The organism is Bradyrhizobium sp. T-12, from assembly GCF_058314695.1.
Map to the genome: position 1 here is coordinate 4,105,976 of NZ_CM177756.1, position 15,575 is coordinate 4,121,550.

Consider the following 15,575-nt stretch of genomic DNA (forward strand, 5'->3'; position numbering starts at 1 on the left):
GATGAGCCTCGCTGAACCCGCGGCTCTCCCGGTCGCGACCTCGGCAGCGCCGCGCCTGGATGTCCTGAAGCGCCTCACCACCCGTCTCAAAGCTTCGCTGCCGGCCTATCTGCTGCTGCTGCCCTCGCTGATCTTCCTCGCGCTGTTCACCTATGGCGCGATGGGGCGCGTACTGGTCGATGCGCTCTATCAGCGTGCCACGCCCAAGGCGCCGGTCCGTTTCGTCGGTCTCGACAATATCAGCGCGGTGCTGGCCGACCCCGCCTTCACCGGTGCCGTCGTTAACAATTTGATCTACGCCGTCGGCACCGCGATCCCGAGCATCGCGCTCGCGCTGCTGTTCGCACTGGCGCTGTCGCGCACCCATGCCGTCAGCAGCGCGCTGCGCGCCGCGCTGTTCCTGCCGGTGCTGATCCCGATGGTGGCGGCCTCCGCGCTGTTCATGTTCATCTTCCTGCCCAATGTCGGCCTGCTCGACTTCTACATCGGCCGGCTGCTTCCGGTGCTGCCGAACTGGCTCGGCGACCCCGATGTCGCGCTCCACGCGATCATGGTCATCACGATCTGGAAGAACGCCGGCTATTACATGCTGTTCTTCCTTGCCGGCCTCCAGGCCGTTCCGGAGGACGTGATGGAGGCCGCTCATCTCGACGGCGCCGGGCCCTACATGCGCCTGCGCCACATCATTCTGCCGGAGCTCAAGCCCACCTTCCTGTTCGTCACCGTCATCGCGATCCTCAACGCGGTGACGCAGGTCGACCACGTCTTCGTCATGACCCAGGGCGGGCCGTCCAATTCGACCAGTCTCGTGCTGTTCTACATCTACCAGCAGGCCGTCGAGCATTACGACGTCGGCAAGGCTTCGGCCGCGACGCTGCTGACGCTCGCCGCGCTGATGAGCCTCACCGCGCTGTCGTTCCGCACCATGGCGAACCGCGAGGGCGGGCCATGAAGCTGATGGAGCGGCTCTACAAAGACGCCCCGCTCGCCACAAGGGGCGAGATCACCCCAAAGCTCGGCTTTCTGCTGACCGTGCTGCTCGCGATCGTCTGGCTCATCCCTTTCCTGTGGATGGTCGTGGCGACGCTGCGCCCGGCTTCCGACGGCATCAACGCCATGGCCGAGCTGATGCCGAGCCTGAAGCCGACTCTCGACAACATCAGGGATGCCTGGGAGATCGGCGATTTCCCGCGCTACACGCTCAACACCACGATCATCTGCGCCGGCATCCTGCTGGTGCAGTTCGTCACGATCACGCTCGCGGGCTTTGCCTTCGCGCGCCTCGCCTTCGTCGGCAAGACGCTGATCTTCTATTTGTTCCTGATGCAGCTGATGCTGGTGCCGGTGCTGCTGATCGTGCCAAACCTGTCGCTGGTGGCGCGGCTCGGCCTCTACGACACGCTCACCGGCGTGATGATGCCGTTCTTCGCCTCCGCCTTCGGCACCTTCCTGATGCGCCAGGCCTTCGAGGCGATTCCGACCGAGCTGGAAGACGCGGCCCTGATCGACGGCGCCAGCCTATTGCAGCGCATCCGCCATATCTACGTGCCGCTGTCGATGCCGAGCTTCTCGGCCTTCGCCATCATCTCCGTCACCAGCCACTGGAACGACTTCCTGTGGCCGCTGATGGTGATCAATTCGCCGGACAAGCGGCCGCTCACCGTGGGCCTGTCCGTCTTCACCAAGACCGCCGAAGGCACGCAGGCCTGGGGCACCATCGCCGCCGGCACATTGATGGTGATCGCCCCGCTGCTCGTCACCTTCCTGATCTTCCAGAAGCGCTTCATCAGCTCTTTCGTCACCTCAGGCATCAAATAGGAGATTTTCCGATGCTGTTCTCCCGCAGGCTCATGCTCGGCCTTGCCACGGCAGGCTCTTTGGCAAGCGCCCTCGCCTTTCCCGCTCTCGCCGGCGAAGGTCCGACCGAGATCGATCTGTTCTTCCCCGTCCCGGTCGACGGCAAGCTCGCCCGCGACATGGGCACCCTGATCAAGGAGTTCAACGAAGGTCACCCCGACATCAAGGCGACCGCGGTCTACACCGGCTCCTATGACGACACGCTGATCAAGACGCGCGCCGCGATCAAGGCCGGCAAGCCGCCGTCCGCGGTCATCATGTCCGCCAACTTCCTGCTCGACATGCAGATCGAGAACGAGCTCACCAACCTCGATGCGCTGATCAAGGCCGACGGCACCACCAAGGAAAAGTTTCTGGGCCAGTTCTTCCCGGCGCTGCAGGGCAACGCGGTGATCAACCGCTCGGTCTATGGCGTGCCGTTCCACAATTCGACGCCGCTGCTCTACATCAACGCCGACAAGGCCAAGGAAGCGGGCCTCGATCCGAGCCAGCCGCCGCAGACCTGGGCCGAGCTCACCGACTGGGCCAAGAAGCTGACCAAGCGCGAGGGCGACAAGGTGACCCAATGGGGCATCGAGATTCCCTGCGCCTACGACTATTGCGGCTGGATGATGGAAACGCTCACCATGAGCAATGGCGGGCGCTATTACAACGAGGAGTTCGGCGGCGAGGTCTATTACGACACGCCCTCGATGCTGGGGGCGCTCTCCTGGTGGAATGATCTCGTCACCAAGCACAAGGTGCATCCGCCCGGCGCAACGCCAGGACCTGCCGTCAGCACCGCCTTCATCTCCGGCAACGCCGCGATGATGATGCTGTCGACGGGCTCGCTCACCTATGTGCGCGACAACGCCAAGTTCGCCTACAAGGTCGCCTTCATCCCGCGCAACGTCCGCAACGCCGTGCCGATCGGCGGCGCCTCGCTGATCGTTCCGGCAGGTCTCGAAGCCGAGAAGCAAAAGGCGGCCTGGACGCTGATCAAGTGGATGACCTCGCCCGAGAAGAGCGGCTGGTGGAGCCGCGCCACCGGCTATTTCGCGCCCAACATGGCGGCGTACAAGACGCCTGACATGGTCGACTTCCTGAACAAGAACCCGGATGCCAGGACCGCCGTCGAGCAGCTCGACGTCGCCAAGCCGTGGTTCGCGACCTACAAGACCGTGCCGGTCCGCAAGAACCTCGAGGACGAGGTGATGCTGGTCCTCAACGGCAAGAAGCAGCCGAAGGAAGCGTTGGCTGCGGCGCAGAAGGCCGCCGACGAAACGCTGAAGCCTTACAATGCGGAGACGTCGCTGAAGCTGCCGTAGGTCTCACGGATCTAACTCGTGCCGGCGTTTCCCACGGGAGCGCCGGCAGCCCGGCAAACCACTTCCTCCGTCGGCCTGCGATTTTCCCGCCGCATATTGCGGTTGCATTATCCGCATCACTCACCTAACATCTGATGTTGGGGGAGGCGCTCATCACATAAGATGGGCGTGAGGGATCATGCGTGAGCGTTGGTCTGTTTATTTTTATAGGCGTATTGTAGATCTTAGAGCGGCCTTGTTCTTGATCGCTGCGGCTTTCGCGTTGAATGCCTGTGCGACGGGTGGCATCGCCGAATTCGAAGCCTACAAGGCTGCGTTCGACAAGGCGCAAACAACATCCGCGTCGATCTTCGATCAGCTTGCGATTCAGGAACGCTGGCTGTTTCTCAGGGTCAACAGGAAGGCCCTGAACTCGGTCACGTTCGATCCCAATCTAGCAAGATATTACACCGACTCCATCGATCCGCCCGGCACAGCCGCATTACGTGCTTCGCTGGACACGATCAAAACCTATAACGACATCCTCTATGGATTGGAGACCGGGCAAACCGCCGAGGCGTTGGCCGGGAAGATTTCTGCGCTCGAGAGTTCGTTGATTTCCGGTGTCAAAGACACCTCATCAGTCATTTCGGGGCTGACCAAGGCGGAGCCGCATGTCGCGGCCGCCTTGCCCGCGATCGATGCTGCATTCCAGGTCCTGTTGCCGTTCGTTCAAGAGGCGTTGAAACTTCGCTCGCGAGAGTACTTTCGTACTTTCCTGGTGAAGGCATATCCGACAGTGATGGCGTTGCTGCACGAGCTGCGTGAATCGACGCGGTATATTTTTCCGGTTCTGACGGCAGCCATACGAAACAGCGACACCGCGGTGAGAGCAGGCCTGACTGCGGCCGATACAGACAAGGTCAATACGTACAGGAAATTGCTGGCGGACTGGGTCATCTTGATTGATGCGACCGCGAAAGCGCTTGAACGGGCCAAACTGGCCGCCGAGGCACCCCCCACCGTCGTCAGCACCATCACCGGCCTGACAGCGGTTGCGATCGAAATGGATGCTGTCGCGCAGAGCGCAAAGAAGCATCTTGCGGAGCTTGCGACCAAGTAATTTCGAATGGGAGGCGACGTATGCCCACCGCGCTGGAAATCATTCAGGACCTCAAAGTGCCGCTTCAAGAGGCATTGACGAAGGCGACCACGGACGCGGATCGACAGAAGATCGAGCAGCAGCTGCAAGCCCTCTCCGACCTCGATCTCGAGATCACGCAACGCAATTTCACGTCCGGCATCGCCGAGCTGCAAGCGGTCACCGAGGCCTTGAGAAAGATCATCGCGGAGCTGCGGGGCCATATCGACAATCTGTTCATGGACCAGCTCGCGCAAGCCGGACGGGATAACGGTGTGGCCTGATCCCCGGACGACGAGGACTTTCGGCAATTTCGAGCAAATCAGTTTTGACGGGAGATAGGGCATGGCATCCACCCCGCTGGAGATCATCCAAGACCTCGAGGAGTCACTGCGCCAGGCCTACAAGAAGGCAACGACCGACGAGGATCGCCAGAAGATCGTGGAGAAGTTGCAAGCGCTCTCGGATCTCGATCTTCGAATCACGCTCGAGGAATTCGAAACCGAGATCGCCAAGCTGCAGGCGATCACCGATACATTGAAAGCAATCATCACCGAACTGCAGGGCCACATCGACAATCTGTTCATGGACCAACTTGCGCAGGTCGGCAAAGAGAACGGCTTGTTGCCGCAGAGCAAGCCGACCGGCGGCCCGCCCGACAACCTCGGCGCGAGCACGGCTGGAGCTGGATCGGCGGGACCGGCGGGATCGGGCTCGACGGTTGGCGGGATCGACTGTGCCTTGGACTGCCAGGACAAAGCCGTGAAGATCAAGAAAGCGGGCTTCACCTTCGTCTGCCGCTATTACCGCAACGCTTCATCACATTATCCGCCACTGTCCGCCCAGGAGGTGGCAACCCTTTCGGCCGCCGGCTTGTCGGTCGTTGCGGTCTGGGAGAGCGCCTCCGACAAGATCGGGCATTTTTCGTTCACCAGCGGCGTCAACGAGGCGACGTCCGCCTATCATCAGGCGCTACTTGCCGGCCAGCCGAAGGACACGCCCATCTATTTCGCCGTGGACGCCGATTTCAACGCGACGGAGATCGCAGGACCTGTTCGCGATTATTTTCGCGGGATCGCATCCGGCTTCGATGCGATCAGCCACCACGCGCCGATCTACCAGATCGGCGTCTACGGCTCCGGCCTCACCTGCGGAACGCTGACCAATCAGGGCCTGGCCAAATACGCGTGGCTCGCAATGTCCACCGGCTGGCGCGGATCGAAGACATTTAAGGGCTGGAACATCAAGCAGTCGGGTGAGACCGTCAATATGGGCTTCGACTACGATTCAGACGTGGCCAAGCCCGGCTTTGGTGGCTTTCAAAGCGTGCTGGCGAACGCGATCGCCTGAGCGCCCCCATTAACCCCCCGTCCACCATCCGGCCCGTCGCACCGCCGGTAACCATCGCAATTAACAGACCCTCAACGCGCCCCCGACAAATCTATCAATGTTTCTGGAGATTTCGCCGTGGATCTGTTGGTTTTCGAGTTCCTGGGGCTGGCGCTGGTCGGCATGTGCGTGGTCGTGGTGGCGCTGCCCTGCGCGCGCAAATCCTCGCACCGGGTCCGCTACGAATAGGAATTTCGTCGGAAAAGACGATTCCGGACCGAATGCAAGGCTCGAATTCGCATCGAGCCCCTTGACATCACAGCACTTTCGGCAGAACGGCTGATATCAAGTGTCATGGGCCGTTCATGGATTTAATTACCACCACCGCTGACCTCGCGGCTGCCTGCAGCCGGCTGGCCAAGCACCCCGTCATTACCGTCGATACCGAGTTCCTGCGCGAGACCACCTATTACCCGCTGCTGTGCGTGGTGCAGATGGCCAGCGCCGAGGAGGCTATCGTCATCGATACCCTGGCCGCCGGCATCGATCTCAAGCCGTTCTTCGAGCTGATGGCCAATGAGGGCGTGCTGAAGGTCTTCCACGCCGCCCGTCAGGACATCGAGATCATCTGGCATCAGGCCAATATCATCCCGCACCCGGTGTTCGACACCCAGGTCGCCGCGATGGTGCTCGGTTACGGCGACAGCATCGCCTACGACGCGCTGGTCGAGAAGGTCACCGGCCACCGCCCGGACAAGACCCACCGCTTCACCGACTGGTCGCGTCGGCCGCTGACCAAGGAGCAGATGCATTACGCGGTGTCCGACGTCACCCATTTGCGCGACGTGTTCGCAGCGCTCGACGCCGATCTCAAGAAGCGCCGCCGCAGCGAATGGGTCTCCATCGAGATGGAGGTCCTCACCTCCCCCAGAACCTACGACTTCCACCCCGAGCGCGCCTGGGAACGGCTGAAGACGCGCGTGCGCAAGCCGAAGGATCTCGCCGTCCTCATGGAGGTCGCCGCCTGGCGCGAGCAGGAGGCGCAGAGCCGTGACGTGCCGCGCGGCCGCGTGCTGCGCGACGAGGCGGTCACCGACATCGCGACCCACGCGCCGACCACGCTGGAGAAGCTCGCCCATCTCCGCTCGGTGCCGAAAGGTTTTGAGAAGTCCAAATGGGGCGCGGACATCGTCGCCGCGGTCGAGCGCGGCCTGGCCCGGGACTTTGCGACGCTGCCGAAGCTGGAGAAGCCGCGCAACAACAACAATGGCGCGGCCATCGTCGAGCTCTTGAAGGTGCTGCTGCGCATGACCGCCGAGAAGCATGCGGTCGCCAGCAAGGTGATCGCGACGGTCGACGACCTCGAAGAGATCGCAGCCGACGACGAGGCCGACGTCCCCGCCCTGCGCGGCTGGCGCCGCGAGCTGTTCGGTGACGCCGCGCTGAAGCTGAAGCGCGGCGAGCTGGCGCTGGCGGTCGAGAAAGGCCGCGTGATCGGAGTTCAGCGGGCGTAACGGTCAGCCGCACCGCCTCTCCACCGTCATTGCGAGGAGCTCTTGCGACGAAGCAATCCAGACTGTTTCCGAGGAGGGATTCTGGATTGCTTCGCTGCGCTCGCAATGACGAAATTTGACGCCGTGGCTCGGCTTACGCCGGCGTCAGCTTGGCCACTTCCGGCTTCATGTCGTTCAGCACGCCGGTAATCGCTGCGACCAGATCGTCGATGTGGGACTTGTTGACGATCAACGGCGGGCAGATCGCGATCGCATCCAGCATGTTGCGCGAGATCACGCCGCGCTCCTGGAGCATGCGGCTGGCGATGCCGCCGACCGCGCCGGGCGTGCTGGCGGCCGTCTTGCGGCCCTTGTCCAGCACGAGCTCGATCGCCGCGATCATGCCGACGCCGCGGACCTCGCCGACCAGCGGATGGCTGGTGAGCTCGCGCAGCTTGCCTTGCATATAGGCACCGAGTTCGGCGGCATGCGCGACCAGGCCGCGCTCCTCGATGATCTTCAGATTCTCCAGCGCGATCGCCGAGCCGACCGGATGGCCGCCCGCGGTGAAGCCGTGGCCGAGCACGCCGATCTTGTTGCTCTCGTCCGCGATCGGCTCGAACATGCGGTCGTTCATGATGATCGCCGAGAACGGGAAATAACTCGAGGTGATCTGCTTGGAGACCACGAGCACGTCGGGCTTGATGCCGTAGGTCTCGCAGCCGAACATCTTGCCGGTGCGGCCGAAGCCGCAGATCACTTCGTCGGCGACCAGCAGGATGTCGTACTTCTTCAGGACCGCCTGGATCTTGTCCCAATAGGTCGCCGGCGGCACGATGACGCCGCCTGCCCCCATCACCGGCTCGCCGAAGAACGCCGCGATCGTATCGGGTCCCTCCTTCTGGATCAGGGCATCGAGTTCCTCCGCCCGGCGCGTCGCAAACGCCTCCTCACTCTCGCCGGCGGCGCCGTCCTTGTAGAAATGCGGCGAGCCCGTGTGCAGGATGTTCGGCAGCGGCAGGTCGAACGAGCGGTGATTGTTCGGCAGACCCGTCAGGCTGGCCGACGCAATGGTGACGCCGTGATAGGCGCGCATCCGGCTGATCACCTTCTTGCGCTGCGGCTGGCCGAGCGCGTTGGAGCGATAGGCGATCAGCTTCAACACGGTGTCGTTGGCTTCCGAGCCGGAATTGGTGAAGAACACCTTGCTCATCGGCACAGGCGCAAGCGCCACCAGTTTCTCGGCGAGGTCGATCGAGGGCCCGTGCGATTTGGCGGAGAACGTGTGATAGAACGGCAGCGCCTGCATCTGCTTGTATGCGGCCTCGACCAGCCGCTTCTCGTTGAAGCCGAGCCCGACGCTCCACAGACCGGCCATCGCCTCGAAATAGCGCTTGCCCGATGCATCGAAGACGTAAGGACCATCACCGCGTTCGATCACCAGGGGACCGGCCTGCTGATGCGTGCGCGCGTTGGTGTAGGGATGGAGCTGATAGGCCACATCCCGGGCCTCTTGCGAATTGGGCAGCATGGACATTGCTAGAGATCCTTGAAAGCGTCACGTCGCAGGCATAGCCGGCGTCATCACTCGGTGATCGAGTACCTTGGCTATTGCGACAGCGCAGAACTTGCAACGCCAATTCGTCGGCAGCAAGCGCTCAGCAGCGTTGCACAAAGCCGCAGATGACAAAGCCGCGCATCACGGAACGGCACATCCAGGGCCTCACGTCAGAGAACCGCTGGGCCAGCTCTCACGCCGCGTCGTCGTCATGCCCGTCGCCGGCGCCGGCTGCGGCTTCCCTCACCTCCACCAGCGCCATCGAAAGCAGATAGACCGTCGTCGGCAGGCCAAGCCTGCGCGCCTTCTCGGCGGCATGCGACAGGTCGCTCGCCAGCTCCTTGAGCTCGTCTCCCCGTGACAATCTCTCACCCCATCCGCCGGTCGCGGCCGCTTACACCGCAACGGCGCCGCTGGTTCTGATCAGTTCGGCGCTGGACTGGATTGTAGCAAAATTCCCGATGACATTCACTACCGCATGCTTATAGGCGGCGGCATCGCCCGTGGCCGGCTGCCGGCAAGCCACGGCGTCGGCGACGACCCGATAGCGATGGCTGCGGTGAAACCCGTCGGCGGCGGTGGCCAAGATGGTCTCGTCGAGGGAAAAACCGATCAGAATGCAGCGGACATTGCGGATATTGGACATGTAGTCCACAAACCGCGACGAGCTGTAGGCGGACGGGAGCGGATGCTCGAACGTCAGCTCGCCCGGCCGCGGCTTCATCTCCGCAATCCAATCGGTCAGCCTTGATGCCGGATTGAACCACGCGGCCTGCGCAATGCGCTTCAGATGCATCACGGGCCACAGATTGCCGCGCCATAGCATCAGCAATTCCAGGCAGCGTGCGGTCGCGGCGTCGCCGTCGAGGATGACGTGGCGACGCCCGGGGGTCAGATATTCGACCTGAAGATCCGCACAGACCAAGAGTGGCGGATCGTCGTGGATGGAGGCCAGCATTGTCTTGCGCCAGGCTGCACCAATTTCAGCGGTCAGCGAGCGCGAGGTCCCGCAGCGGCGAGGTCACCGCCCGCCCCGCCGAGGCGTCGAGCACGCCCGGCCGGTCCCAATCGCCCTCGGGACGGATGATCACATAGGGATCGCTGTCCAGCGTGATCGCGTCCGGGCCCGGCTCGATCTCCAGCAGCATCTCCGTGTAGGAAAAATCCGAGAACGTGATCTTGCGATTATGGCCGAGCGGCTTGGCGCCGAAATGCGCCCAGAAATCGACCAGCCTGTCCTGCGCCTGACCGTAGATCTTGCGAAATCCCTTGCGCTTCACGTAGTCGACACTGGCCTGCACCAGCTTGAAAGAGACGCGCGAGCGCCTGTATTGGTGACGCACCGCGAGCCGCTCCACCTTGGCGAAATCGCCGAAGAAGCGCACCCGCAGACAGCCCGCAGGTTCGTTGCCGACGAAGCCGATGAAGTGCGCCGCGACCATGTCGTTGCCATCGAACTCCTCCTCGAAGGGACAATCCTGCTCGGCGAGATAGACCGCGGAACGAATGGCGGTGACCAGCATGAGATCGTTTGGATCGCGCGCGAGGCGGATGGTGATGGCGCGGGAACAGGGCTTGGCGACGGGAATCCTAGTACCGTGCATCTGCAAAACTCCTTGCTTGAATGATCGGGCCCGCCATACGCATGGGTTGCCGATGCCAGGGCCGCTCGTAGCACCAGAGGTCGGGCTGGAAACTCGGGACCGGCGCGAAGCCGGTCGCCTTCATGATGTCGCGTCCTGCCACCGTTGACGGCTGCGCATAGCAATCCGCGCCGCGAAACCTTAGCTGTCGCAGGTGTGCAGCCGCCTTGCCGAGACCAGCGATGCCGCGCCCCGTCGCCGCGATCGCCCAGATGTAGATGGCGGCGACCTCTTCCTTCGCGGAAGCGAGATAGTGCGTCTCGGGCGCAGTGAGGCAGATCTCGTCGAGCAGCAGCGCATCGTGCCCGCGGTCGTTGAGGAACAGGAAGGCCATACCGCCGACGAGCTGGCCCTTTCGGCTGAATGTCAGGATGCTCTGGGGATCGAACGTGAAGTATCGCGCAAGCTCTTCTGTCCCTATCCGCACGCCCGGCACCAGCCGGTGCGCCATCTGCGCAAGTGCGGAAATTTCGGAAAATTGCGCGCAGCGGACATCGACGTCCGCGCTCAGCGGTAAGGCATCGAAATCATGCCTTGCGGCAAACGAGCCCCTTTCCATACCCATGTCACGCCTCTATCGTTCGAGGCTTCGCGCCCCGCTATGCCACTGAGCTTAGCGGCTGGGGATCAGGAGTATGCAGCAGTTATTGCACCGGGGTGCTGCGATGATGCAGCACCGTGAAGAAGCCCTGGATGCGTCCTGGGACGATTTGAAACTGTTTTTAGCGTGCGCAAAGTATAAAAGTTTTCGCAATGCCGCCGAGGAGCTCGGGCTCACCTCGACCACGCTGATGCGCCGGGTCGACCGGCTCGAAGAGAGCATCGGCTGCAAGCTGTTCCTGCGCGACCAGAGCGGGCTCACGCTCAGCGATGAAGGCACCGCGATGATCGCCGACGTTGCGCATATGGAGCGTCATGCCTTCAACGTCTTCCGGCGCGCGTCGCGATCGTCGAACGACACCTCGGGCATCGTGCGCGTCGCGGTGACGGAGGGCCCCGGCAATTTCTGGATCCTGCCACGACTGATCGACTTCCAGAAGACCTACCGCAGGATCACCGTCGACCTGCGCTGCGCGATGGAGCAGGCCGACGTCGCACGGCTTGAATCTGACATCGCGATCCAGCTCGAGCCGCCGACCAATCCCGATTTGATCGTCGCCAAGCTCGGCCGCCTCCACATCTATCCCTTCGTCTCCAAGGAGTACGAAAACCTCTACGGCGTGCCCGCGACCCTTGCGGAGCTGAAGAACCACCGCATCATCAAGCAGAGCGCACCGCAGGTCGACGACGGCGCCTATGCCCGTGTGCTCGGATTGAAGTCGCTGGAAGGTATCGTCGGGATCAAGACCAATTCCTCGGTCGGCGTGCTCTACGCCGTCGAACGCGGCGCCGGCATCGGCTTCCTGCCGACGGTCTCGATCGCGCTTGGCGCGCCGCTGGTCGCCGTCGATCTCGGCGTCAGCCACCACGCCGATCTCTGGCTCACCTATCACAAGGAGTTCCGAGCCTCCGAGCGCCACAAGATCGTGGTCGACTGGCTGAAGAAGATCTTCGATCCAAAGGCCTATCCCTGCTTCCGCGACGAGTTCATCCATCCGAACGCGCTGGTGCCGATGATGACGGCCGCGCGGGAGGGTTTTGGCCTGACGGGATATGTCGCGGCGACGCCGGCCTGAACAGCCAGGCGAGCTTTCCGCTCACCATTTGTATTCGAAACCGAACGTGCCCTGGTGCGACGTCAGCAAGCTGCGAAACTTGCCGTCGTAATTGACGTAAAGCCGCGCCACGTTGGTCAGGCTGAGCGAAGCCGAGGCTCCGGCATCCGCGCCGTAGCGGCTCTCGCCGATGCCGGGAACGACGATGCTCTGGGTTCCCAGGCTGACCTGGATCGATCCGAGATCCTGATGGAAATTGTCGACGAATTTGCCGTAGGCGGACAGGTCGAGGATCTTCTGGTCGATGATGAAGTAGCGGCCGATCTCGGCCCCGATCATCACGCGCGCGCGTGAAAGCGCGGTCGAGCCGACGTTGAGCGGGTCGAGGCCGCCGGTCTCCTGGAAAGCCGCACTGGTGGCGCGCACATATTCCAGCGCCCCCTTCGGCACGATGCGCATCTGGTCCTTGGTCCAGTAATAGCTGATCTCGGTTAGCGCGCCGTCGATCGCGGCGCGATAGCCCGCAGTCGCAAGGCCGACGCCGGTGTCGCGGCTGGAACGGACCTTGCCGAAGCCGTGCACCACGGCAAAGGCCCAGGTCCACGGGCCCTTGTCGACCGAACCGTTGATGCCGATTTGCGTCAGGTCGAGCGTCGCCGACTGCAGCGCCAGCGGCACGTCGATGTCGGTATGGCTCTGGTCGACGGAGAAGCCGAGATTGACACCCGGTGCCACGCGCGCGCCGAAGCCGGCGACGCCGCCGGCCGTCTTGCGCTTGTCGCCGACAAAGTCGCCTTGTGCGTCGGAGCGCACAGAGATGCCGTAGCCCTCGAACCAGGTGCGATAGCGCGGATCTTCCGTGCTCGCCGACGCGCCGCCGCCGCCGGGATTGGTGCGGGACGCCCGGTTGAAACCGCCCGAAGCCTGGTTGCCGAGCCGCTCCAGGAAGTTGGAGCCGAGATTGAGCGCGCTGTTGCCGACCGACTGGTCGTAATTGGTCGCTGTCGGCGACGGCATCGGGGTCGGTGACGGCGTGGGTGTCGGGGTCGGCGTCGGCGTCGGGCTTTGCGCGAAGACCGGCGCGGTCGGCGACATCATCAGGACAAGTGCAAACGCCATCGCGATCACGGCCGCGACCCTGCGGACGCGGTCCAGCCCGATCGTCTGCCGTGTCCCGGAGGGCTGCGATGTGCAGCACATGTCGACAAATCCCGAAGCAAAAGGCGGCGCGCAAAAATGCAACACGCACGGCGCGCGCATGTCGCGATTTGTGCCGAACTGCTCCGGAGGGTCAACCGCTGAGCACGCTGTCACCGAGGCTATTGCCTCGATTGTGGTTCCGCGGCCACAGGTCGGAAATTGCAGGGCGGCACGCCCTGCCCGCCCTTGAAATTCGCGCACTGCTTGCTAACGCGCGATTTTCATGTTGCAATATTGGACACAATCGGAATTGGCCGCTCGCTGTGCGTTTCGCGACGTTGAGACTCGAACAGACTTCGGAAGCCCGTTTGTGGCGTGGCACGCGAAACAGCGGCCGCGTCTTTTTTATACCTAGTGGAGGAGACTAGCGATGCCGCAAAAGGGCACCGTCAAATGGTTCAACCCGACCAAGGGCTATGGGTTCATCAAGCCGAATGGCGGCGACAAGGACGTATTCGTCCACATCTCCGCCGTCGAGCGTGCCGGACTCTCCACCCTCAACGAAAACCAGGTGGTTGAATACGACCTCGTGGAGAACCGCGGCAAAGCCTCCGCGGAGAACCTCAAGGTCTCCTGATTTCTCTCAAGACTGACATGCGAGAGATCATGACGTTGCCCCCGGCTCCGCCGGGGGATTTCGTTTGGAAAGACCGCCGCGAGGACAGCGGTTCAGCGCACCACCGGCGCAACCAGAAAATTCTCCGACGGCCCGCTTCCTTCCGTCCTGCACACATCGCCCTCGATCCGGACCTTGCCGGTCGCAAGCAGCCGCAGCGCCTCAGGGTAGATGCGGTGTTCGACTTCGAGGATGCGCTCGGACAGCGTATCCCCCGTGTCGTGGTCGCTGACGGGAACCGCGCCCTGCATCACGATCGGGCCGGCATCGGTCTCGGGGATCACGAAGTGCACTGTCGCGCCTGACAGCTTGACGCCGGCGCGCAAGGCCTGGCCGTGTGGATCGAGGCCGGGGAAGGACGGCAGCAGCGAGGGATGGATGTTGAGCATCCGCCCGTACCAGGCCCTGGTGAACTCGGCCGTGAACAGGCGCATGAAGCCGCCGAGGCAAATCAGCTCGATACCGTGCTGGTCGAGGGCGGCCTGCAACACCTTCTCGAAGCCGGCGCGGTCCTTGCCGAACGGCTTGCTCTCGATCACCAGCGTATTGACGCCGGCCGCTTTGGCACGTTCGAGCCCGAGCGCATCGGCCTTGTTCGAGATGACGAGCGAGATCTCGGCCGGGAAATCCGCCGCGCTTGCGGCCTTGATCAGCGCGGCCATGTTGGAACCGCGGCCGGAGATCAGGATGGCGACGCGGCGCTTCATCACAGCGCCAGATCGAGATGGCCGTTATAGACGACGCGGTGCTCGCCGTCGGCCGGGATCACCGTGCCGAGCTGCGCCACCGTCTCGCCGGCCTCGGTGAAGACCTGCATGACCTGCTCGACCTTGTCGGGCTCGACGATCGCGATCATGCCGATGCCGCAATTGAAGGTGCGCAGCATCTCCAGCTCGGCGATGCCGGCCTGCGCTGCCAGCCATTTGAACACCGGCAGCACCGGCAGGCGCGCCAGATCAATGCCGACGCCGAGGCCGTTCGGCAGCACCCGCGGGATGTTGTCGGTGAAACCGCCGCCGGTGATGTGGGCAAGGCCCTTCACCGCGCCGGTCTCGCGGATCGCCCGCAGGCAGGATTTGACGTAGAGCTTGGTCGGCGTCAGCAGCGCGCCGCCGAGCGTCATGACCGGCGCGAACGGCGCCGGTGCGGCGAAGCCGAGGCCCGATTGTTCCACGATCTTGCGGACCAGTGAGAAGCCGTTCGAATGCACGCCCGACGAGGCGAGGCCGATCACCGCATCGCCCGCCGCGATGTCCCTGCGCGGCAACAGCGTACCGCGCTCGGCGGCACCGACGGCAAAGCCGCCGAGATCGTAATCGCCGTCCTTGTAGAGGCCTGGCATCTCGGCGGTCTCACCGCCGATCAGGGCGCAGCCGGATTCGCGGCAGCCTTCCGCGACGCCCGCGACGATCGAGGCCGTGGCCTCGGGGTCGAGCTTGCCGCAGGCGAAATAGTCCAGGAAGAACAGCGGCTCGGCGCCCTGCACCACGAGGTCGTTAACGCTCATGGCGACGAGGTCGATGCCGATCCCGCCATGCAGCCCGGTCTCGATGGCGATCTTGACCTTGGTGCCGACACCGTCGGTCGCGGCCACCAGGACGGGGTCCTTGAAACCGGCCGCCTTGAGGTCGAACAGCCCGCCGAAGCCGCCGATCTCGGCGTCGGCGCCGGGCCGCGCCGTGGCGCGCACCATCGGCTTGATCAGATCGACCAGGCGGTTGCCCGCGTCGATATCGACGCCTGAATCGGCGTAAGTGAGGCCGTTTTTGCGGTCGGTCATGCCCGATTTCCAGTGGG

At 63.3% G+C, this 15,575-nt stretch carries 17 protein-coding genes; 9 read left to right on the forward strand and 8 right to left on the reverse strand.

Annotated features, from left to right (window positions below):
- The first annotated feature begins 1 nt into the window (after position 1).
- From AC0WRY_RS19445 to rnd, 7 genes are all read left to right on the forward strand, one after another.
- Positions 2–952, forward strand: coding sequence for a carbohydrate ABC transporter permease (locus AC0WRY_RS19445; RefSeq protein WP_491120511.1), 951 nt, complete (start codon positions 2–4; stop codon positions 950–952).
- Positions 949–1,818, forward strand: coding sequence for a carbohydrate ABC transporter permease (locus tag AC0WRY_RS19450; RefSeq protein ID WP_491120513.1), 870 nt, complete (start codon positions 949–951; stop codon positions 1,816–1,818). Before AC0WRY_RS19445 ends, AC0WRY_RS19450 begins: the two co-directional genes overlap by 4 nt.
- Positions 1,819–1,829: 11 nt before the next feature.
- Positions 1,830–3,164, forward strand: coding sequence for an ABC transporter substrate-binding protein (locus AC0WRY_RS19455; protein ID WP_194402414.1), 1,335 nt, complete (start codon positions 1,830–1,832; stop codon positions 3,162–3,164).
- Positions 3,165–3,399: 235 nt separating this feature from the next.
- Positions 3,400–4,266, forward strand: coding sequence for a hypothetical protein (locus AC0WRY_RS19460; protein ID WP_194402415.1), 867 nt, complete (start codon positions 3,400–3,402; stop codon positions 4,264–4,266).
- 20 nt (positions 4,267–4,286) lie between these two features.
- Positions 4,287–4,568, forward strand: a complete 282-nt coding sequence (locus AC0WRY_RS19465) for a hypothetical protein (protein WP_194402416.1) — start codon at positions 4,287–4,289, stop codon at positions 4,566–4,568.
- 61 nt (positions 4,569–4,629) lie between these two features.
- A complete protein-coding gene (locus tag AC0WRY_RS19470) occupies positions 4,630–5,634 on the forward strand; it encodes a glycoside hydrolase domain-containing protein (protein ID WP_194402417.1) in 1,005 nt (334 codons plus the stop codon).
- A 344-nt stretch (positions 5,635–5,978) separates the two neighbouring features.
- Complete coding sequence (gene rnd, locus AC0WRY_RS19475; protein WP_194402418.1) at positions 5,979–7,127, forward strand: ribonuclease D; 1,149 nt, start codon at positions 5,979–5,981, stop codon at positions 7,125–7,127.
- Positions 7,128–7,260: 133 nt separating this feature from the next.
- Here the strand turns inward: rnd and AC0WRY_RS19480 are convergent, their stop codons facing one another.
- The 5 genes from AC0WRY_RS19480 to AC0WRY_RS19500 all read right to left on the reverse strand — a co-directional run bounded on the left by AC0WRY_RS19480 (position 7,261) and on the right by AC0WRY_RS19500 (position 10,872).
- Positions 7,261–8,643, reverse strand: coding sequence for an aspartate aminotransferase family protein (locus AC0WRY_RS19480; RefSeq protein WP_194402419.1), 1,383 nt, complete (start codon positions 8,641–8,643; stop codon positions 7,261–7,263).
- 214 nt (positions 8,644–8,857) lie between these two features.
- Entirely contained in the window at positions 8,858–9,028 is a 171-nt protein-coding gene (locus AC0WRY_RS19485; protein WP_194402420.1) for a hypothetical protein, read from the reverse strand.
- A 30-nt stretch (positions 9,029–9,058) separates the two neighbouring features.
- On the reverse strand, positions 9,059–9,622 hold the full coding sequence (locus tag AC0WRY_RS19490) for an isochorismatase family protein (RefSeq protein ID WP_194402421.1): 564 nt from the start codon (positions 9,620–9,622) through the stop codon (positions 9,059–9,061).
- A 25-nt stretch (positions 9,623–9,647) separates the two neighbouring features.
- A complete protein-coding gene (locus AC0WRY_RS19495; protein WP_024338084.1) occupies positions 9,648–10,268 on the reverse strand; it encodes a GNAT family N-acetyltransferase in 621 nt (206 codons plus the stop codon).
- Positions 10,255–10,872 (reverse strand): hypothetical protein, encoded by a 618-nt coding sequence (locus AC0WRY_RS19500; protein ID WP_194402422.1) that lies wholly within the window; start codon positions 10,870–10,872, stop codon positions 10,255–10,257. Before AC0WRY_RS19500 ends, AC0WRY_RS19495 begins: the two co-directional genes overlap by 14 nt.
- 70 nt (positions 10,873–10,942) lie before the next feature.
- Between AC0WRY_RS19500 and AC0WRY_RS19505 the strand changes: the two genes are divergently transcribed.
- Positions 10,943–11,983 (forward strand): LysR family transcriptional regulator, encoded by a 1,041-nt coding sequence (locus tag AC0WRY_RS19505; protein ID WP_491120519.1) that lies wholly within the window; start codon positions 10,943–10,945, stop codon positions 11,981–11,983.
- 21 nt (positions 11,984–12,004) lie between these two features.
- On the opposite strand, the gene AC0WRY_RS19510 is transcribed toward AC0WRY_RS19505, so the two are convergent.
- A complete protein-coding gene (locus tag AC0WRY_RS19510; protein WP_491120521.1) occupies positions 12,005–13,162 on the reverse strand; it encodes an autotransporter outer membrane beta-barrel domain-containing protein in 1,158 nt (385 codons plus the stop codon).
- A gap of 370 nt (positions 13,163–13,532) precedes the next feature.
- Between AC0WRY_RS19510 and AC0WRY_RS19515 the strand changes: the two genes are divergently transcribed.
- Positions 13,533–13,739 carry a cold-shock protein gene (locus AC0WRY_RS19515; RefSeq protein ID WP_018645416.1) on the forward strand — a complete coding sequence of 69 codons (207 nt, stop codon included), beginning with the start codon at positions 13,533–13,535 and terminating at the stop codon, positions 13,737–13,739.
- A 92-nt stretch (positions 13,740–13,831) separates the two neighbouring features.
- Here the strand turns inward: AC0WRY_RS19515 and purN are convergent, their stop codons facing one another.
- On the reverse strand, positions 13,832–14,485 hold the full coding sequence (gene purN, locus AC0WRY_RS19520) for a phosphoribosylglycinamide formyltransferase (protein WP_194402425.1): 654 nt from the start codon (positions 14,483–14,485) through the stop codon (positions 13,832–13,834).
- Entirely contained in the window at positions 14,485–15,558 is a 1,074-nt protein-coding gene (purM, locus tag AC0WRY_RS19525) for a phosphoribosylformylglycinamidine cyclo-ligase (RefSeq protein WP_491120524.1), read from the reverse strand. The genes purN and purM overlap by 1 nt, the downstream gene beginning before the upstream one ends.
- Positions 15,559–15,575: the final 17 nt, after the last annotated feature.